Genomic DNA, 19900 nt, shown 5'->3' with positions numbered 1-19900 from the left:
CATAACGCAACTGTTTCGCGGAATTCCATCAGCGGCTCAGCTCGGTGGGGCGAACGGTTGTTCTCCAGGGGGAGCGCCCTGCGGCGGCCGAGGCCCCGGCGGCGGACGGTACTGCTGGTGCTGCTGCTGCCAGGCCTGCACGTGATCGCGCCGTCGTCGTTCGGCCAGCACCGCGGAGAGATAGGTCCAGTACGGCATGCCGGGCGGCACCGGCGTGCCGATCGCCTCGCCGATCTCCCTCGAGATCTGGAAGCCGAGCTGTGCCCTGGCGTCCTCGCTGAACTCGCGCCAGCGCCCGAGGTACTGGCGCGCGTCGAGCGCGGCGGTGTCCGGCAGGCGCGCGAGGTCCAGTTGCGCGGCCCAGGCCTCACAGCCGGGCGGCATCATGATCATCGGCGTCACCGCCTCCGGCGCGCGCTCGGCGATCACCACCGTCCCGGCCAGGTAGTCGCCGACGCGCTTGCCGCGCCCGGAAAGGAAGGACACCACCAGCGCCACCGACCCGGCCAGGCCGAGCGCCCAGAAGTCGACGAAGAAGCCGGCCAGGCCGCGGGTGAGCGCGTGCCGGAACCGGATCGGGCCGCCGTCGTCGCGGACCACGCGCAGGCCGAGCGCCATCTTGCCGAGCGTGCGCCCGCCGGTCAGGGTCTCCATCAGCACCGGGTACCCGACCAGGGTGAGCACCACCACCGCGAGCGAGATGGTCAGGAACAACGCCTCGTCCACGCTGGTGGCCAGCGCCACCCCGGCCACCATCAGCAGGGTGACCAGCGCGGCGCCCTGCAGCAGCACGTCGAGCAGGAAGGCCAGGCAGCGGGTGGGCACGGCGGCCACGCGCAACCGCAGCACCACCGCTTCCCCGGTGACCAGTTCGGACATCGCGCTCCCTCGACGGCAAAGGCTTGCGCACGAGGGTAGTACTGTCGGACGGACTGGAATCGAGGGGAACGGACCGGGATGGACGTCGACGTTTTTGTCGCTGCGCACCGGCCCGCGTGGGATCGGCTCGAACACCTGACCAAGCGCAGCCGCAGACTGACCGGCGCCGAGGCCGACGAACTGGTGCGGCTCTACCAGCGCGCGGCCACGCACCTGTCCACGTTGCGCGCGAAAGCCCCCGATCCCGTGCTCGTCGAGCACCTGTCCGCGGTGGTGATCCGCGCGCGGTCGGCCGTCACCGGGACGCACAGCCCGGCCTGGCGCGAGTTCGGCCTGTTCTTCTCGCGGCGCTTCCCGGCCGCGGTGTACCGGAGCTGGCACTGGTGGGTGCCGGTGATGGTGGTGTCGCTGCTGGCCTCGGCCGCGGTGTCGGCGTGGATCGCGCTGAACCCGGAGGTGCAGGCCGCGGTCGCGGCGCCGGAGGAGATCCGGCAGCTGACCGCGCCCGGTGGTGACTTCGAGTCGTACTACTCCAGCGATCCGGCGGCCTCGTTCGCCGCGCGGGTGTGGACGAACAACGCCTGGGTGGCGGCGGGCTGCCTGCTGCTGGGCGTGTTGTTCGGCCTGCCGGTGCTCTACATCCTGGCGACCAACGTGCTCAACGTCGGCCTGTCCGGCGGGCTGATGGCGAGCGCCGGGCGGCTGGACATCTTCCTCGGCCTGATCACCCCGCACGGCCTGCTGGAGCTGACCGCGGTTTTTGTCGCCGCCGGGACCGGGCTGAAACTCGGCTGGACGGTGATCGACCCCGGCCGCCGGACCAGGGCGGCCGCGCTCGCCGCGGAGGGCCGGACCGTGGTGCTGATGGCGCTGGGGCTGGCGTGCGTGCTGCTGGTGACCGGGGTGATCGAAGCCTTCGTCACCCCGTCCGGCCTGCCGACCTGGGCCCGCGTCGGCATCGGCGTGGTCGCGGAACTGGTCTTCTTCGCCTACGTGTTCGTCCTGGGCCGCCGAGCCGCGCGGGCGGGCGAAACCGGTGACCTCGACGCCCGCTTCACCGCCGACACGGCGCCCAGTTCGGCCTAGAGCCGGCCCGCGGCCTTCAACGCGAGATACCGGTCGGCCAGAGCGGGCGGCAGTTCCTCGGGGACCGCGTCCACCACGTCGACGCCGTGCCGGCTCAGCAAGCCGGTCACCTGGCGGCGTTCCGCGAGCGTGCGTTCCGCGGCTGCCGCGTCGTAAACGGCTTCCGCGTCACCGCGAGCGCGCGCCATTTCCGACACCCGCGGGTCCGCCACCGCCGCCACGACGACCTGGTGCCGCGCGGTCAGCGAAGTGAGCACCGGCAGCAAGCCGTCCTCCACGGATTCCAAGCCGGTGAACAACACCACCAGCGAACGCTGTCCCGCCCGCCGCAGCACCTCGGTCACCATTCCGCGCACGTCCGGCTCGACCAGTTCCGCCTCCAGCGGTGCCATCGCGTTCACCAGTGACGGTCCCGCGCCCTGCGCCGCCGCCCGCAGCACGCGGTCGTAGGCGATCAGCTGCACCCGATCCCCCGCACGCGCGGCCAGTGCGGCCAGCAGGAGCGCCGCGTCCATCGAGGCGTCCAGCCGCGGCACGTCACCGACGCGGCCCGCCGCCACGCGGCCGGTGTCGAGCACCAGGACCACGTGCCGATCGCGCTCGGGCCGCCAGGTCCGGACCATCACGTCCGCCGCCCTGGCCGAGGCGCGCCAGTCGATCGACCGCACGTCGTCGCCGATGACGTACTCGCGCAGCGAGTCGAATTCCGTGCCCTGCCCGCGAATCAGCACCGCCTGGCGGCCGTCCAGCTGACGCAGCCGGGAAAGCCGCGACGCCAGGTGACGACGGCTGTGGAACGGCGGCAACGCGCGCAGGGTCCACGGCACCGCGTGCGAACCCTGCCGCGCGGCCAGGCCGAGCGGACCGAACGAGCGCACGGTGACCGAGACCGCGAGCCGGTCACCCCGGCGCGTCGGCGTCAGCCGGGCCACCACCCGGCGGCCCTCCCCACCGGGGATCACCACGTCGTGCCGGTCCTCCGCGATCCCGGCACTCGGCTGCCACGCGTCGCGGAGGCGGCCGCGCAACGTGCGCGTCCCCGGGTTCTCCACCGTCAACGTGACTTCGGCGCTTTCGCCCAACCGCACGGAATCCGCGCCGGAGCGGGAAAAGGTCAGTGCGCGGACGCTCGCCGCGAGCACCAGGTCGACCCCGATCGCCAGCAGCAGCACCGAAGCCAGCACGAGCAGGGTGAGCCCGGACGGCCACACGGCCGCCACCACCACCCCCGCCAGCGCCAGCAGCCCGGCGCGCCCGGTGATCGCCATCAGCGCGGGACGGGCACCGAAGCGAGCACCCGCTCCAGCACCCCGTCCGCGGTCGCGCCCTCCAGCTCGGCCTCCGGCCGCAAGCCGAGCCGGTGCCGCAGGGCGGGCCTGGCCAGCGCCTTCACGTCGTCCGGCGTCACGTAGTCACGACCGGCGAGCCACGCCCACGCCCGCGCGGCCGCCAGCAACGCCGTCGCGCCACGCGGTGAGACGCCCAGCCGCACCGACGGCGAAGTCCGCGTCGCCCGGCAGAGGTCGACGATGTAGGCGATCACCTCGGGCCGCAGCTTCACGTCGGCGACCGCGGCCCGGCCCGCTTCGAGCTGCGCCCGCCCGGCGACCGGCTTCACCCCGGCGGCGGTCAGGTCGCGCGGGTCGAACCCCTCCGCGTGGCGCAGCAGGATGCCGTACTCGTCCTCGCGCGAGGGCGCGGGCATGGTCAGCTTCACCTGGAACCGGTCGAGCTGCGCCTCGGGCAGCGGGTAGGTGCCCTCGTACTCCACCGGGTTCTGGGTGGCGATCACGATGAACGGGTCGGGCAGCGCGCGCGGTGTGCCGTCCACCGAGACCTGCCGCTCCTCCATCGCCTCCAGCAGGGACGACTGGGTTTTCGGCGGCGTCCGGTTGATCTCGTCGGCGAGCAGCAGGTTGGTGAAGACCGGGCCCTCGCGGAAGGAGAAGTCGGCCGTGCGCGCGTCGTAGACCAGCGAGCCGGTGACGTCACCCGGCATCAGGTCCGGGGTGAACTGCACGCGGGTGGTCTGCAGGTCGAGCGCGGTGGCGAAGGCCCGCACGAGCAGCGTCTTCGCCACCCCTGGCACGCCTTCGAGCAGCACGTGACCGCGGCACAGCAGGGCCACGATCAGGCCGCTCACCGCGCCGTCGTTGCCCACCACGGCCTTGGCGACCTCCGCACGGAGCGCGATCAGTGCCTCGCGGGCGTCAGCAGCGGACGTCATCGGTCGTCGACCTCTTTCTCGAGTCGGTCAAGTTCATCGGCGAGCCGGACCAGCGCCGGATCGCTGTCCGGCGGCGGGCCGTGGAGCAGGGCGTGCAGGTGCGCACCGGGCCGTCCGGTGCGGGCGGCGAGCGCGCCGATCAACGCGGGTGGTTCGGCGTCGGGGGCGAGGCCCAGCCGTGGCGCGAGGCGGGCTCGGGTGGCCTGGCGCAGGGTTCCGGCCACGTGCGCGGTCGCCCCGGAACGGCGGTAGAGCCGCGCGCGGCCCTCGACCGTCTCGGCGGCGCGGACGACCACCGGCAGCTTCTCGTGCACGACGCGGCCCAAGCGCCGCGCCCGCCACAACGCCAGCACGACGGCGGCGATGAACAACTGCACGAGCCCGAACTTCAGGCCGTCCGGAACCAGCTCGGCGACGGACTTCTCGTCACCGCGCAACGCCGCGTCGGTCGGGGACGGCACGTACCAGACCAGGCGGTCGCCCGTGCCGAGCAGGCGCAGACCGAGGGCGGCGTTGCCCGCCTCGTCCAGGCGCTCGTTGGTCAGCGGGGCGGGGGTGCCGAGCAGGGTCACCGTGGTGTCGGGGCCGCCGAAGCGCTGGACGAGGGTGCCGGCGCCGTCGTCGGGGTAGCAGGAAAGCACGCCGTCGCCCGGCTGGTAGCGCACGCCACCCGAGGTCGCCTCGGCGGCGGCCACCGCGGCGGAGAGCGGGCACTCCGGCTGGCGGTTCTCCACCTCGCTGACCCCGGCGACCTCGGTGCCGGGCAGGACCGCGGCCACACCCGGCCCCTGCGCCCCGACGAGCACCAGGTGTTTGGCCTGGTCGCGGAGCCGGAGCAGGCGCTCGGGTGGGAGGAGGTCGGGGCGGGTGATCAGCACGGTGGCGTTCTGGGCGGCTTCGGCCTCGGTGAACGCGTCCACCTGGTCGACGCGCACGCCCTGCTGGCGGAGCACCTGGGCCAGCGCGCGCCCGCCGTCGGGGGCGTAGGAGTCGGGGTGCAGTTCCTCGCGGGCGCCCTGGTCACCGCGGACGATGATCAGCACGAGCACCCCCGCGAGCAGGATCGCGAGAATGATCAGCGGCTTCTTCGCCGCACGCCAGACCTTCGCGGCGTCAGGAGAAGTCGAGGTCATTGGCGGACGATCAGCAGGCGCAGGCGGCGTCACCGGCCGACGATCAGCGGGCTCAGGTGCCGTCACCGGGCGACGATCAGCAGGCTCAGGTGCCGTCACCGGGCGACGATCAGCAGGCGCAGGCGACATCGCCGGGCGGTGACCAGCGGGCTCGGGTGGCGTCGAGGTCACCGGGCGGCCGCCAGCGGGCGGGTCGCGGCGGTGGTCTCGTCGAGGGCGACCAGTCGTCGGTAGCCCTCCTCGGTGGCCGCGCGGCCGCCGTAGAAGACGTCGTCGAACTGGACCGCGGCCTGCCGGAGGTCACCGGCGAGGGCGGGCAGGCGGGTGCCCGCCTCGTTCGCGGCCTCGTCGGCGGTGCGCCCGGAGCGCACCTCCAGCACCCCGCGTTCCTCCAGGCCGCAAACGATTGCGCGGAACCGGTCCCGCACCGCGTCGGCGAGCCTTCCCTCGGCCAGCGCGGCCTCGGCCGCCTGCCGGTACCCCACAGCGGTCAGCTTTTCCCCGCTGAAGACGGTGTGCGAAGCCTTCGCCCGCCGACGGGTCGGGCCGAGGCGCCACCGGACGACCAGCACCACGACCACCACCAGCAGGCCGAGCAGCACCCAGGCGAGCGGCCCGGCCGTGGTCAGCCCGGCCGCCGCGGTGAACAGCGCGTCCAGCCGCCCGAGCAGCCACTCGATCGCCCCGGCCAGCCAGGACGGCTCGGCCGCCTGGTAGGCCGGGTCCGCGAGTTCGCGCCGGGCGGCCTCCGCCGCCTCGTCCCGGCCGATGTCGACCGGGATCATGACGGTCGCGGCGGCTCTGGGTCCTGCTGGGGCTTCCCCTCCTCGGGGGTTTGCCCTGCTTCGGTGGCCTTCTCGCGCTCCGCCGCCTCGATCGCCCCGAGCGGCTTCGGCGTCTCCTCGGGCTCCGCGGCCTGACCCATCGGAATCCCGGACGGCGGCGTCGGATCCGTCGAACCCGCGGGCGGCCCCACCGGCGCCGCCGCCGCGCGGGCCAGCTGCAGGTCCATGCCCTCCTTGCGCATCCGCTGGTCGATGTACACCAGCGCCCGCACCCCGGCCGAGAACGGCGCGGTGAAGGTCGCCGCGATCACCGTGCCGAGGGTGGTCAGCGCCAGCCCCCACGCGGTGTACTCGGGCACCTCGCCGGAGAACATCGAGGTGAACCCGTTGAAGTCACCGGCGAGCGAGAACGGCAGCGAAACCACCTGGTTGATCACCCACGAGATGACGATCGCCAGCAGCAGCACGCCGAGCACCCGCCAGAACGCGTTCCGCACCAGCAGGCTCGACCGCTTGAACGCGGTGCCGATGCCCGCCTTCTCCAGCACCAGCGCCGGCGTGGCCAGGCCGAACACCACCGCGAGGTACACCCCGGGCACGATGCACAGCAGCAGCCCGACGAAGATCATCAGCGTGTACAGCAGGGTCATCCCGAGCAGCGGCAGCAACCGCGGGGTGGCCTCCTTCAACGCCTCGCCGAAGGTCGGCTTGCGGCCGAGGATGGCCTTGCCGACGACCACGGTGAGGAAGCCGTCGAGGAAGCTCGACCCGAGCGCGGTGACCAGCCCGGTGATCACCGCCACCTGCGCGCTGGACCCGAGCAGGTCCACCGCCATGTCGAGGGCCTGCTGCTCGGTGAGCACCCGGTTGCTGGCCTCGGTGGCGCGGTTGAGGTCGTCCAGCAGCGGCAGGCTGACCACGTACCCGACGAACTGGGTGATCAGCACCACCACCAGCGACACCCCGAGCATCACCGCCGGGTTGCGCCGGACGGTGTTGAACGCGCCGTCGAGGATCTCGCCGACGTTCAGCGGCCGCAGCGGGATAACCCCCGGCCTGCCGTAGCCGTCCGGGTTCCAGCGCGGTTGCGGGGGCGGCGACCAGCCGTACGGCTGCTGCTGCGGAGGCGGTCCGCCCGGGGTGGCCCACCCATTCGTGTCGCTCATCGGCTCCTGCCAAAACGTCGTTCGCGGTGAGGTCCACACTCTTTCAGAGCAGGTAGGCGCAGGCCAACGCGACTCGGCGGAACCGGGTGGCGCAAACCACGCTGCGTGGTGGATTCGCCCGTATGAGCCCCGGCGACGCGGGTGAGTCGATATGCTTTCGGCAGCCGTGACCGCCGAGGCCGCCGTGCCGGGACGAACAGCCGGGGACCATTTTCATGACGCAACCGCCGCAGGGCCCCTGGCCACCGCACGGCTATGGCAACCAGCAACACCCGCCGTCCGGGCCGCTCCCGCCGCCCGTTCCGGCACCCGGCCCGCCGGGTTACCCGCCACCGCAGTGGGGTCAGCAGCCGCCGTACGGCCGCCCGCCGAAGAAGTCGAACGGGCCGATCATCGCGATCTGCCTCGGCGCCGCCGCGTTGCTGGTGGTCGGCCTGGTCGTGGTGGTCGTCGCGGTCAGCTCGGACAAGGACCCGGTGGCCGGGGGCAGCATCCCGCCGGCCACGCTGAGCAACACCCCGAGCGAGCGCACCGGTGGCTCGTCGAGCACGGCCTCGTCGAGCAAGCCGGCGCCGAGCAGCAGGCAGTCCTCGGACAGCCCGTCCACCTCGGGCCCGCAGAAGGTGTACAAGCTCGCCGACCACCCGATCCTGCAGGACCCGGCGGCCGGGCTGAAGAACCGCGTGTGCAACCTGCCCGGCTGGCAGAGCAACCAGGCCGCGGCGGAGGCGTTCTTCACCGCGGCGAGCCAGTGCCTCGACGCGGCGTGGGGGCCGTTCCTGGAGCACTACAACCTGCCGTTCTCGCCGCCCGCACTGCACTTCCCGACCGGTTCGAGCTTCCAGACCGAATGCGGGAACATCCAGGTCGGCATCGCCACCGCGGCGTACTACTGCGAGAACAACCTGTACGTGCCGTTCCGCGGGCTGCAGACCGACCAGTACGGCAACAACCCCGGGGTGTACCTGGCGTTGTTCGCCCACGAGTACGGCCACCACGTGCAGGAGGTCGCCGGGCTGATGGACGCCGCGTGGGAGGAGATCTACGCGGCCGGGCAGAACTCGGACAAGGGCCTGGAGATGGCGCGGCGCAAGGAGTTGCAGGCGCAGTGCTTCTCGGGCATGTTCCTCGGCGCGCACGTGGACCGCGGCGGCACGATCAGCCGGGACATGTACGACAAGGCGTGGGACGACCAGGAAACCCGCGGCGACAACACCTCGGGCAGCCGGGACCACGGCACCAACGCGCACTACGCCTCGTGGTGGCGGGCCGGGGCCAAGGACAACCGGATCGTCGACTGCAACACGTTCTCCGCGAGCAGCTCGGAAGTCTCCTAGCTGCTGTGAATGTGGCTTTCACTGCGGAATGTGCAGTGAAAGCCACATTCACAGCACGTCTCCCAGGGCCTCAGATGAGGACCGGGCGCCGGCGCGGGCCGCGCAGGAAGAGCCACGCGTAGAGCCCGCCGCTCAGGCAGCTCAGCGCGAGCAGGCCGAGCGCGACCGGCCGCAGCAGCGTGCTCTGCCCGGCGACCGACGGCGCGATCCGGACCTCCAGCGGCCCGGCCCCGGCGTCCGCGGGCAGGACCACGTCGAACTGCTCGCCCTCGTTGTGCCCGCACGCGCTCAGCGTGGCGTCCCGCCGCTGCCCGTCGACCTCGACGCGGACGCCTTCGCGCGCCCCGGTGTTGGTGCACGGCAGCGGTTTGGTCACCGTCGCGCGGACCACCGCGTCACCGCTCCCGCCACTGCCGCCGAGCACACCCGGCGTCAACGCGACGGCCAGCACCACCAGCACCCCGGTGACCACCGCGACGGCGACCTCGCGCCAGCGCGGCAAGGCGCGCTTAGCCGAAGTCCCCGACCGTCCGCTCACACCGGCAATGGTTCCAGATCGTCATAACAAAACCCACCGAGGCCGGATGGTTCAAGATCATCAGGTGGACTGCTCCGCCGGGGTGACCTTCTTGACGTAGAGCAGCCTGTCCCCCGGCTCGATCGCATCGGCCTCGGGGGCGTCCACGCGGAACAACTGTCCGTCCCGCACCAGGCCCAGCACGATGTCCGGCAGGTGCCGCGGCGAGCCGCCCTCTTCCGAGGGTTCGACCGGGCGTTCGGCGATGGCCAGCCCGGACTCCGGGGTGAGCAGGTCCTCCACCATGTCCACCACCAGCGGCGTCGAGGTGGCCATGCCGAGCAGCCGCCCGGCCGTCTCGCTGGAGATGACCACCTGGTTCGCGCCGGACTGCTTCAGCAGGTGCACGTTCTCCGCCTCGCGCACCGAGGCCACGATGTGCGCCTTGGGCGCCAGCTCCCGCGCGGTCAGCGTGACCAGCACGGCCGAGTCGTCGCGGTTCGAGGCGACCACCACCGCCCGCGCCCGCTGCACCCCGGCCACCCGCAGCACGTCCGACCGGGTGGCCGAGCCGTGCACGGTGACCAGGCCGAGCACCCCGGCGGCGTCCAGCGCGGCCTGGTCGGTGTCCACCACCACGATCTGGCTCGGCTCGATGTTCTCGTCCCCGAGCAGGGTCTTCACCACCGCCCGGCCCTTGGTCCCGAACCCGACGACCACCACGTGGTCTCGCACCTTGTGCCTCCACTTCTGGATCTTGAACGCCTGGCGCGACCGTTCGGTGAGCACCTCGAGCGTCGTGCCGACCAGCACGATCAGGAACAGCACCCGCAGCGGGGTGATGATGACGACGTTGACGAACCTGGCCGACGGCGTGGCCGGCGCGATGTCACCGTAACCCGTGGTGGACAGCGAGACGGTGGCGTAGTAAACGCTGTCCAGGAAGGTCAGCCCGTCGCCGTTGGCGTCGCGGTAGCCGTCCCGGTCCAGGTACACGATCAGCACGGTGGCCAGCAGCGCCAGCCCGGCGCCGATCACCCGCTTGACGATGGCGCGCAGCGGGCTGACCGTGGTCTCCGGCATCTTGATCACGCCGACCAGTTCGTGGTCGGGCTGGTCGTGCAGCCGGTCTCCCAGTTGGAAGCGCTTGATCATGCCTGCTCCCCGAGGCGTGCGTCGATCACGCGGCGAGCGTAGCCGACGGTGACCGGGGCCACGTTTCATTCCTCCGGTACGGACCGCAGCAGTTCCCGCAGGCCGTCGAAGTCCAGCAGGTCGACCGGGTTGACCGTGCGCCCGTCGCGCACGTAGTGGAACGCCGCGCGCACCTTCTCCAGCGGCACCCCGGCCAGCACCGACCAGGCCAGCCGGTACGCGGCCAGCTGCACCGACAGCGCGGGCATCCGGTCCGGCCCCGGCACCCCGCCGGTCTTCCAGTCGAGCACCGTCCAGCCGCCGTCGGCGTCGGCGAACACCGCGTCCATCCGGCCGCGCAGGTTGATGCCGTCGACCTCGGCGGAGAACGGGACCTCCACGTCGTGCGGGGTCCGGCCGGCCCATTCGCTCCGCTCGAAGGCGCGTTGCAGCAGTTCCAGTTCGCCGTCGCCGACCGCCTCGTCGTCGGCCGCGCCGGGCAGGTCGTCGAAGTCGAGCAGCCGGTCCCCGCTGAACCGCTGCTCCAGCCAGGCGTGGAACGCCGTGCCGCGGCGGGCGAAGCTGTTCGGTGGCGCGGGAAGCGGGCGGCGGAGCTTGCCCGCGAGCGACTCCGGATCGGCGGCCAGTTCGACCAGCTGGCTCACCGACAGGTGGTCGGGCAGCACGATGTCCTCGGTCCGGCTCGCCGCCTTCGCGCGCTCGGCGAGCAGGACCGCGGTGTCGGCGATCCAGCCGTCCGGGTCCTCGTGCCCCTCGTCCGGGTCCGGCTCGCCGGGGTCGCGGCGGTTGAGCACGGCGAGCTCGTCCAGCACCAGCTCGACACCTTCGGTCACCGCGGATCGCCTGCCGCCCAACGGATCCACCGGCCACACCGCGGTGCGCGTCGAGGTGGTGAGCGGGTTCTCGTCGTCGTTTTCCGGCGGGTCGGCCCACTGCTCGATCACGCCGATGTCGTCGGCGCCGTACTCGAGGACCACCTCGCGCACCTCGGTGAGGAAGGTCGACGGCCCCTTCGGCTTCGCGCTGCTCTCGTTCCACCAGTGCCCGGAAACCAGCAGCCCGTGCTCGGACCGGGTCAGCGCGACGTAGCAGAGCCGCCGTTCCTCGTCAGCCTCGCGATCGGCGAAGTTGGCCTCGTGCAGTTCGAGTTCTTCGAGCACTTCCTTGCGGTTCTCCCCGCCGGAGAGCCGGAGCTTCGGCAGGTCCTGCTCGTCACCGCGGAACTTCGCGGGCAGCGCGGTGACCGTGCGCAGCCACGACGAGGACCGTCGCTTGCTCGGGAACACGTCGTTGACCAGGTGCGGAACGGCCACGTACTGCCACTCCAGGCCCTTCGCCGCGTGCACGGTGAGCACCTGCACGCGGTCCGGCACCACCTCGACCTCACCGGGACTGAGCCCGTCCTCGGCGTGCTCGGCGGTGGCCAGGTAGTCCAAAAAGGACATCAGCGTGGCGGTGGGCGAGGTCTCGGCGAATTCGGTGACCACGTCGGCGAAGGCGTCCAGGTGCGCGCGACCAGCGGCGTGCGGGCGGGCCAGCGCCTCCACGTCGAGCAGCATCGTCCGCTCCACATCGGACACCAGCTCGGGCAGCGACTGGTCCAGCCTGCGGCGCAGCGTGGCCAGCTCGGCGCCGAGCCGCTGGATGCGGCGGAAGCCCTCGCGGGAATAGCGTTCCGCCTCACCGGGATCGTCGATCGCGTCGACCAGGCCGGTGTGCTCGGCGCGTTCCGGCACCAGGGTCGCCTCGGTTTCCTTCGGCGCCTCCGGATCCGCCGACAGTTCGACCGCCCGGCTCCACAACGCCTTCACGTCCGCCGCGCCCAGCCGCCACCGCGCCCCGGTGAGCAGGCGCGCGGCCGCCGTGCCCGCCAGCGGATCGGCGAGCACCCGCAGGGTGCTGACCAGGTCGGCGACCTCGGGTTCCTCCAGCAGGCCACCGAGGCCGACCACTTCCACCGGCATGCCGCGGGCCCGCAGCTCGGCCGCGATCGGCGCCATGTCGGCCCGGCGGCGGACCAGCACCGCGGCCGTCGGCGGTTCCCCGGTCGCCTCGATCGCGGTGAACCACCGCTCCGCCAGCCGATCCGCGACCCACTCGCGTTCGACGCGGATGTCCGGCAGCAGCGCGCACGAGACGTCCGCCGGGTGCGCGCCGACCCGCGCCCGCAGCTGCTTGACGCCGAGTCCCTTGGCGCGCAGCGGTTCCACGATCGCGTTGGCCAGCACCAGCACCTCGGGCGGGTTCCGGAAGCTGGTCAGCAGGCCGTATTCGTCGGCGGGCCGCAGCCCCTCGTCGGTGGCCCGGGGGAAGTCGGTGGTGAACCGCGGCAGGTTCGCCGCGCTCGCGCCACGCCAGCCGTAGATGGCCTGCGCCGGGTCGCCGACCGCGGTCACCGGCATCGACGGGTGCTCGCCCATGCCGAACAACCCGCGCAGCAGCACGCGTTGCGCGTGCCCGGTGTCCTGGTACTCGTCGAGCAGGACCGCGCTGTAGCGCTCGCGCTCGCCGAGCACCACCTCCTCGTGCTCGGTGACCAGCCCGGCGGCCAGCGACATCTGGTCGGCGAAGTCCAGCGCGCCCTCGGCCCGCTTGCGCTCGTGGTAGGCCTCGACCAGCGGCAGCAGGCCGAGCCGGAACCGTTGCGCGGCCACGATCTCCTGCAGTTTGACCGGCAGCGCGTCCCGCTGGCCCTTGGCCTTCGGCGCGTTCTCGATCAGCTCGCACAACCAGGTCGTGTACTCCGCGAGCTTGTCCGTGGACACCAGGTGCTCGCCCAGCTCGCCGGCCAGGCCGAGCACGTGCGCGGTGATCGTCGGCGGCACCTTGTCGGTGTCGAGATCGGGGTCCCAGTGCGCGACCACGCGGTGCGCCAGCTGCCAGGACGCCGTCTCCGAGAGCAGCCGGGCGCCCGGCCGGACCGGCAGGCGCAGCCCGTGCTCGGCCAGCAGGCGACCGGCGTACGCGTGGTAGGTGAGCACGGTCGGCTCACCCGCCATCACCGCGGCCCGCCTGCCGCCGCTCGGGTCGACCCGCTCCAGCAGCCCGGAACCGGCCAGCCGCCGCAACCGCGCGCGCACGCGCTCGCCGAGCTGGCGCGCGGCCTTGCGGGTGAAGGTCAGGCCGAGCACCTGCTCCGGGGTGACAAAACCGTTGGCCACCAACCAGACCACGCGGGCCGCCATGGTCTCGGTCTTGCCCGCGCCCGCGCCCGCGACCACCAGCGACGGCTCGGTGGGGGCGGCGATCACCGCCGCCTGCTCGGGCGTCGGCGGGTGCAGGCCGAGCGCCTCGGCGACGTCGGCCGGGCTGACGAGGCGATTTTCCACCGCGGTCACGGGCCGGTCACCTGCCGTCCCTCAGGCCGCACCGGGCAGGAACCCCGCGCCGGGCACCGCGGGCAGTCCGCGTTCTCACGGGCTTCGAAGCCCGGTCCGGCCGCCGATCCGGCCGCGCGGCGCACCAGGTCCAGCCAGGTGGGGCCGGTTTCCTCGTCGAGCGGGGCCTGTTGCCGTTCGGTGGCCCCGGTTTTCTTGTTCGCCTTGGCCACGTAGACCAGCTTCGCGCCGCCGGGCTCGGTGCCGTGTTCGCCGAACGCGCCCAGCAGCACGGCCAGCTGGTAGGCCGCGAGCTGCGGGTGCTGCTCGGCGTCGTTCGCGGTGACCGGGGTCTTGCCGCTCTTGATGTCCACGATCACCGGACGGCCCTGCTCGTCCAGCTCCAGCCGGTCGACCCGGCCGCGCAACCGGACGAGCAGCTCGTCCTCGCCGTCGCCGTGCTCCGGCGGCAGCACCACCTGCACGTCCTTCTCGTTCCCGACGCTGGTCAGCTCGGCGCGGCTGTGCTGCAACCACGCCATGAAGTTCTCCAGCATCTGTTCCACGCGACGGCGTTCACGACGGGAGAACCACGGCGCCCCGGCATCGACCCTGGTCCACGCCTCATCCAGGGCGGCGCGCAGCTCGGCGTCCCCGGTGCCCTCGGCGGCGGCCTGCGCGAGCGCGTGCACCAGGGTGCCGGTGACCGCGGCCAGCTGCGCGGGATCGTCACCGCCGTGGCGTTCCAGCAGCCAGCGCAACGGGCAGCGCGCCAGTACGTCCACAGTGGACGGCGAAACGCTGACCAGCTGACCGGGGCTGAACAGGGCCACCTCGGTGGACGGCTGGGGCACGCCGTACCAGGTGGCCGGGTGCGAGCCGGGCACCCCGGCGGCGGCCAGCTTGGCGAGCTGGCGCGCGGCGAGCTGACGGCGTTCGGTGGCGGCCTCGGCGTCGCACACCACCCGGCGCAGTTCCCCGACCAGTTCGGCGAGCACCAGCGACCGGCCACCGGTCTTCAGCCGCGGATCGGCGGCCGACTCGTCCGGCGCGGCCTCGTCCAGTTCGTCGACGAAGCGCGAAGGCTGCTCGTCCTCCCCGCGCACCGCGCTGAACAGCAGTGTCCGGCGCGCCCGGCTGGCCGCGAGGTAGAACAGGCGACGCTCCTCGGCCAGCAGCGGTGCCGTGGCGGAGACCTGCTCACCGTCCACACCGGACAACAGGTCGACCAGCTTCTCCACGCCCAGCAGCGATCCGCGCAACCGCAGGTCCGGCCAGCTGCCCTCCTGCGCGCCGACCACCGCCACCACCGTCCACTCACGACCGATCGAGCCATGCGCGGTGAGCAGGGTGACGCCCTCCTTGCGCGCCGCCTTCGGCGCGAGGCTGTCCCCGGCGATGTGCTGCGAGGCCAGGTAGTCGGCGAACGCGGTGACCGTGGAATGCGGCAGCCTGTCGACATAGCGACCGGCCGCGTGGAACAACGCCACCACCGAGTCCAGATCGCGGTCGGCCTGCGATCCGAGCGACCCACCGCGGTCGGCGAACCGCAGCAGCCGCGCCTCGAGATCGCTGGCCTGCCACAGGTCCCACAGCACGTTCTCCACGTTGCGGTGCTGCGCGATCGACTCCCGCGCGGTGGCGATCAGCCCGGCCACCCGGCGCACCGGACCGGCCTCCGCCTCGGCCAGCATGGTCAGCGGATCGTTGTCCAGCAGGGCTTCCACCAGCAGTTCGTCGCTGGACCGCTCCCCGCCGGCGGACAGCTCCAGCCGCCGCAACCCACGACGGAGGCGCCGCAACGCCAGTGGATCGGCGCCGCCCAACGGGGAAGCCAGCAGCATCTCCGCCACATCGGCGTCCACAGTGGACGGGTCGTCGGCGGCGCGGAGCGCGGCCAGCAGCGGCCGGACCGCGGGCTGCTTGGCCAGCGGCAGCTCCTCGGCCGCGGCGGCGATCGGCACCCCGGCCGCGCGCAGCGCGCGGATCAGCACCGGGAAGGTCCGTGACGGCGACCGCACCAGCACCGCCATCTCCGACCACGGCACCTCGTCCATCAGGTGCGCGCGCCGCAGCTGGTCGGCCATCCACGCGCCCTCGGCCGCCGGGGTCGACAGCAGGCGGATCTTGACCGTGCCCTCGTCCTCGGTGCCGGCGGGCCGCAGCGGCAGGCGCTTCGGGCCGGGCAGGTGCGTGATCAGCCGGTTGACCGCGGTCGCGATGGCGGGTGCGTGCCGGTGGCTCCTGGTCAGCCGGATGGTCTGGTCGCCGCGGCGGTCGGCCCGCTCCAGCAGCGTGGGATCGGCGCCGCGGAAGGAGAAGATCGACTGGTCCGGGTCGCCGGCGAGCACGAAGTCCTCGGCGCCGGAACCGAGGTGCCGGAGCAGCCGGAACTGCAGCGGGTCGAGGTGCTGCGCGTCGTCGACGAACAGGTGCCGGACGCGGGCCTGCTCCCGCAGCATCAGCTCCGGCTCGGAGTTCAGCGCGATCAACGCCGAAATCACCAGCTCGGCGGCGTCGTAGGCGGTGGCACCGGGCAGCGCGAGCGCGTTGCCCCCAGCCCCCTGCAACGCGCTGACGTCCTCGTACTGCCGCCAGAAGGTGCCCGCGGCGACCCACTGCTCGCGGCCCTTCTCCTCACCGAGCTTGATCAGGTCCTCCGGGCCGAGCCCGCGTTCGGCCGCGCGCAGCAGCAGGTCGCGCAGTTCCTCGGCGAACCCGGGCACGGTCAGCGCCGGGCGCAGTTCGACCGGCCAGTCGTGGGCGCCCAGCTCCAGGTCGCCGGCGAGCAGTTCGCGCACCATCACGTCCTGCTCGGCGCTGTTGAGCAGGCGCGGTGCCGGTTCCTCGCGCATCCGGGCCTGCATGCGCAGCACGGCGTAGGCGTACGAGTGCACGGTGCGCACGATCGGCTCGCGGATGGTGCGCGGGGCGTCGGGGTCACCGTCGTTGAGCAGGCGGGTGATGTCGGCGCGCAGGGCCTCGGCCGCGCGCCGGGACGTGGTCAGCACCAGGATCCGCTCGGGATCGACGCCCTGGTCGCGGATCCGGCGGGTGACGGCCTCGGCGAGCAGCGCGGTCTTGCCGGTGCCGGGACCGCCCAGCACGCGCAGGAAACCGACCGGGCCGTGGAACGCCCGGTGGGCGTCGGGCTCCCAGTGGCGAGGACGCGGGGGCACGACCGGGCGGCGCACCAGTCGCGCGCTCACCCGGTGCTTCGTCCTGCTTGCCACACCCGATTGGACCACGAGCGGTGATCGGCACCGGGTAGCGGCACCCGGTCGGAACTGTCGGTGTCTTCCGGTTAGCTGTGCGCATGGACGAAGAACTGCACGAACGGGTGCGGGCGGTGATCAGCGACGTGCCGCCCGGCAAGGTCGCCACCTACGGCGACATCGCGACGCTGGCCGGCGCGCCGTCCCCGCGCCTGGTCGGCGCCATCCTCGCCGAGGACGGCAGCGACCTGCCGTGGCACCGGATCCTGCGCGCGAACGGCACCCCGGCCCCGCACCTGGCCGAGGAGCAGCTGGCCCGGCTGCGCACCGAGGGCGTGCTGGCCGACGGGCAGAAGGTGGACCTGCGGGTGTATCGCTGGCAACAGGAGGAGCCGGAGGGTGGCCTCTGGTGATCTCTTATGGTTAGCCTTGCCTAATGGCGAGTATGACGTACCACCCGCTGCGCGTGTCGGCCGTCCGGCGGCTGACCCCGCACATGGCCCGGATCAGTTTCGACGTGGCAGTCGACGTCGACGACGTGGGGCCCGACCAGTACGTCAAGCTGTTCTTCCCGGCGCCCGGCCAGGCGCGGCCGGTGCTGCCGCCGCCGCTCGACGGCGACTCGGAAGTGCTCTCCTGGTACCGCGTCTACCTCGCGATGCCGGACGCCGAACGGCCGCCGATGCGCACCTACACCCTGCGCGCGGTCCGGCCGGGCGCGGTGGACGTCGACTTCGTGCTGCACGACGCCGGTCCGGGGTCGACCTGGGCCGAGCACGCCGCCGTCGGTGACGAGCTGATCTTCCTGGCCCCGCCGCACGCGTTGTACTCGGTGCCCGAGGACACCGAGTGGCAGCTGCTGGTCGGCGACGAGTCGACGGTGCCCGCGGTCGGCGCGATCGTCGAAGGGCTGCCGGAGCACGCCGTGCTGCGGGCTTTCGTCGAGGTGTCCGGGCCGGAGGAGGAGCAGACCTTCGACACGGCCGCCAAGGACGTCGAGATCACCTGGGTCCACCGGGGCACGCGGCCGCACGGCGAGGCCGTGCTCGATGCGGTCCGCGCGGCCTCGCTGCCCGACGGCACGGCGTACGCGTGGCTGTCCGGGGAGGCGAGCCTGGTCAAGTTCACCCGGCGCCACCTGGTCCGCGACCGCGGCATCACCAAGCGGGCCATCACCTTCACCGGCTACTGGCGGCAGGGCAAGAGCGAGGAGGAGGTCGGCCGGGAAAGCGTGCGGCGCATCGAATCCGGCGAACCCGAACCCGCCGACGACGTCTAACCGAGTTCGCGCACCAGCAGCTTGACCAGCGCCCCGAGCCGAGGGCGGTCGGGTTGCAGGGTCGGCACGCCCAGCTCGGTCAGCGGGGCCGCGGTCACCGAGCCGACGCACGCGCAGGCGACGTGACTCCGCAACGCGTCGACGAGGGCGTCCCGGCGGTCTCCGGCCAGGGTCAGCAGGTTCGCCGCGGCCGGGGCGCTGGTGAACGCGAGTGCCCGCACCTCACCGCCGATGAGGTCGTCGATCAGCCGGTGCGCGGGGTCCAGGTCCGACGGCCACTGCCACCGGTACGGCTGCACCTCGACCACCTCCGCCCCGGCGTCGGCCAGCCGCGAGGTGAACTCCGGCAACGGCGTCCCGTGCAGCTGGACCGCGACCCGCCGGCCGGCCACGCCCGACGCCAGCAGGTGCTCGAACAGCTCCGCGTTCGTCTCGCCAGGGGCCGACCAGTCCTCCGACAAGCCGAGCCCGCGCACCGCGCCCATCGCCTTCGGCCCCCGCACGACCACGCGTGAAGCACCGAGGCGGGTCAGCAGGTCCTCGGCCACACCCCAGCCCTCGGCCGCGGAAACCCAGCCGCGGAACCCGGCGCCGGTGGTGATCGCGGTGAGGTCGACCGGCGCGGCGAGCACGGCGTCGGTCGCCGCGCGCAACACGGCGTCGTCCGGCAACGGCACGATCCGGATGGTCGGTGCGTGCCGCACCGAGGCGCCGTGCCGTTCCAGCGCGGTGATGAACTCCTCCGCGCGGCGTTCGGCGGTGATCCCGATGGTGACCCCGGAAAGTTCACCCATAGTGCGCCGCCATCTCCCGGATCGCCTCCGCCAGTTCATCCCGCAGCGAGGCGGGTTCCAGCACCTGCAGCCCCGGCCCGAAGCGCAGCAGCTCCCCGATCGCCGGGCGGCCCTGCTCCACCGGCAGCTCCATCCGAATCCACCCGTCCTCGTCCGGTTCGTCGGCCGTGTCCAGCGCCCGCGCGCCGACACCGCCCAGGTAGAACGGTACGAGGACCCGGGCGAGCGGGGACAGGCGCACCACCGCGGTCCGCGGGTACATCCGCCGTTCGAACTGCTCGGACCAGTCCCGCCAGTACGCGGCGAGGTCGAAATCGGCGGGCCGGGTGAACGGCTCCAGCGTGGTCAGCGCCTCGATGCGGGAGATCCGGTAGGTCCGGTCGCTGTCCTCGCACCGCGCGGCGAGGTACCAGTTGCCGCCCTTGAGGATCAGGCCGAGCGGCTCGATCTCGCGGGTGACCTGCTGGTTCCCCCAGCGCCGGTAGTCGATCCGCAACCGTCGGGTCTGCCAGACGGCCTCGGCCACCTCCGCCAGCTGCGGCAGGCTCTCGATCCCGCGGTGCCAGCCGGGAACGTCGAGGTAGAAGCGCTGGGAGACGGTCGCCGCGCGGTCGCGGAGGTCGGCGGGCAGTGCCGCGTAGAGCTTCAGCTGGGCCGCGGCGAGCACGGTGCCGAGCCCCAGTTCGGAGGCCGCCGCGGGCAACCCGGCCAGCGAAAGCGACCGGGCCTCCTCCTCGGTGAGGCCGGTCAGCCGCGTGCGGTACCCGTCGACGAGCTGGTAACCGCCGGACCGCCCGCGGTCGGCGTAGACCGGCACGCCCGCCGCCGACAACGCCTCGATGTCCCGGTACACCGTGCGCACCGAGACCTCCAGCTCGGCGGCGAGCTCGTCGGCCGTCATCCGGCCGCGGTTCTGCAACAGCAGCAACACCGACAGCAATCTGCTCGCCCGCATGAAAGCCAGTATGACGGAAAACCTGACACAAGCTGTCAGGTAAGGGCGGCAGAGT

At 72.8% G+C, this 19900-nt stretch carries 16 protein-coding genes; 4 read left to right on the top strand and 12 right to left on the bottom strand.

From position 1 onward, the window contains the following. Positions 1-36: 36 nt before the first annotated feature. On the bottom strand, positions 37-879 hold the full coding sequence (locus JYK18_RS17920; RefSeq protein WP_206803121.1) for an RDD family protein: 843 nt from the start codon (positions 877-879) through the stop codon (positions 37-39). 78 nt (positions 880-957) lie between these two features. Between JYK18_RS17920 and JYK18_RS17915 the strand changes: the two genes are divergently transcribed. Next, a complete protein-coding gene (locus JYK18_RS17915) occupies positions 958-1965 on the top strand; it encodes a stage II sporulation protein M (protein WP_206803120.1) in 1008 nt (335 codons plus the stop codon). Here JYK18_RS17915 and JYK18_RS17910 read toward each other — a convergent pair. From JYK18_RS17910 to JYK18_RS17890, 5 genes are all read right to left on the bottom strand, one after another. Next, positions 1962-3233 carry a DUF58 domain-containing protein gene (locus tag JYK18_RS17910; RefSeq protein ID WP_206803119.1) on the bottom strand — a complete coding sequence of 424 codons (1272 nt, stop codon included), beginning with the start codon at positions 3231-3233 and terminating at the stop codon, positions 1962-1964. The genes JYK18_RS17915 and JYK18_RS17910 overlap by 4 nt on opposite strands. Continuing rightward, positions 3233-4192 (bottom strand): MoxR family ATPase, encoded by a 960-nt coding sequence (locus tag JYK18_RS17905; protein ID WP_206803118.1) that lies wholly within the window; start codon positions 4190-4192, stop codon positions 3233-3235. Before JYK18_RS17905 ends, JYK18_RS17910 begins: the two co-directional genes overlap by 1 nt. Then, positions 4189-5325 (bottom strand): DUF4350 domain-containing protein, encoded by a 1137-nt coding sequence (locus JYK18_RS17900; protein ID WP_206803117.1) that lies wholly within the window; start codon positions 5323-5325, stop codon positions 4189-4191. The genes JYK18_RS17905 and JYK18_RS17900 overlap by 4 nt, the downstream gene beginning before the upstream one ends. Positions 5326-5492: 167 nt before the next feature. Then, on the bottom strand, positions 5493-6110 hold the full coding sequence (locus JYK18_RS17895) for a DUF4129 domain-containing protein (protein ID WP_206803116.1): 618 nt from the start codon (positions 6108-6110) through the stop codon (positions 5493-5495). Continuing rightward, positions 6107-7276, bottom strand: a complete 1170-nt coding sequence (locus tag JYK18_RS17890) for a YciC family protein (RefSeq protein WP_206803115.1) — start codon at positions 7274-7276, stop codon at positions 6107-6109. Before JYK18_RS17890 ends, JYK18_RS17895 begins: the two co-directional genes overlap by 4 nt. A 215-nt stretch (positions 7277-7491) precedes the next feature. On the opposite strand from JYK18_RS17890, the gene JYK18_RS17885 reads away from it, so the two are divergent. Further along, positions 7492-8613 (top strand): neutral zinc metallopeptidase, encoded by a 1122-nt coding sequence (locus JYK18_RS17885; protein ID WP_206803114.1) that lies wholly within the window; start codon positions 7492-7494, stop codon positions 8611-8613. A gap of 70 nt (positions 8614-8683) precedes the next feature. Here the strand turns inward: JYK18_RS17885 and JYK18_RS17880 are convergent, their stop codons facing one another. The 4 genes from JYK18_RS17880 to JYK18_RS17865 all read right to left on the bottom strand — a co-directional run bounded on the left by JYK18_RS17880 (position 8684) and on the right by JYK18_RS17865 (position 16811). Continuing rightward, positions 8684-9151: a hypothetical protein gene (locus tag JYK18_RS17880; RefSeq protein WP_206803113.1), complete on the bottom strand. Its 468-nt coding sequence runs from the start codon at positions 9149-9151 to the stop codon at positions 8684-8686. A gap of 60 nt (positions 9152-9211) precedes the next feature. Continuing rightward, entirely contained in the window at positions 9212-10285 is a 1074-nt protein-coding gene (locus JYK18_RS17875) for a TrkA family potassium uptake protein (protein WP_206803112.1), read from the bottom strand. A gap of 65 nt (positions 10286-10350) precedes the next feature. Next, positions 10351-13623 (bottom strand): ATP-dependent helicase, encoded by a 3273-nt coding sequence (locus tag JYK18_RS17870; RefSeq protein WP_374195030.1) that lies wholly within the window; start codon positions 13621-13623, stop codon positions 10351-10353. Continuing rightward, positions 13620-16811, bottom strand: a complete 3192-nt coding sequence (locus tag JYK18_RS17865; protein WP_206803111.1) for an ATP-dependent DNA helicase — start codon at positions 16809-16811, stop codon at positions 13620-13622. The genes JYK18_RS17870 and JYK18_RS17865 overlap by 4 nt, the downstream gene beginning before the upstream one ends. Positions 16812-16918: 107 nt before the next feature. Between JYK18_RS17865 and JYK18_RS17860 the strand changes: the two genes are divergently transcribed. Further along, complete coding sequence (locus tag JYK18_RS17860; RefSeq protein ID WP_206803110.1) at positions 16919-17230, top strand: MGMT family protein; 312 nt, start codon at positions 16919-16921, stop codon at positions 17228-17230. A 32-nt stretch (positions 17231-17262) separates the two neighbouring features. Beyond that, entirely contained in the window at positions 17263-18096 is an 834-nt protein-coding gene (locus JYK18_RS17855) for a siderophore-interacting protein (RefSeq protein WP_206804308.1), read from the top strand. Here JYK18_RS17855 and JYK18_RS17850 read toward each other — a convergent pair. After that, on the bottom strand, positions 18093-18890 hold the full coding sequence (locus JYK18_RS17850) for a uroporphyrinogen-III synthase (RefSeq protein WP_206803109.1): 798 nt from the start codon (positions 18888-18890) through the stop codon (positions 18093-18095). The two genes, JYK18_RS17855 and JYK18_RS17850, sit on opposite strands and share 4 nt — an antisense overlap. Further along, on the bottom strand, positions 18883-19845 hold the full coding sequence (locus JYK18_RS17845; protein WP_206803108.1) for a YafY family protein: 963 nt from the start codon (positions 19843-19845) through the stop codon (positions 18883-18885). Before JYK18_RS17845 ends, JYK18_RS17850 begins: the two co-directional genes overlap by 8 nt. Between the last annotated feature and the right edge of the window lie 55 nt (positions 19846-19900).

Source organism: Amycolatopsis sp. 195334CR (assembly GCF_017309385.1).
GTDB lineage: Bacteria > Actinomycetota > Actinomycetes > Mycobacteriales > Pseudonocardiaceae > Amycolatopsis.
The sequence above is the reverse complement of the archived record's forward strand: the minus strand, read 5'-3'. Positions and strand labels throughout refer to the sequence as shown.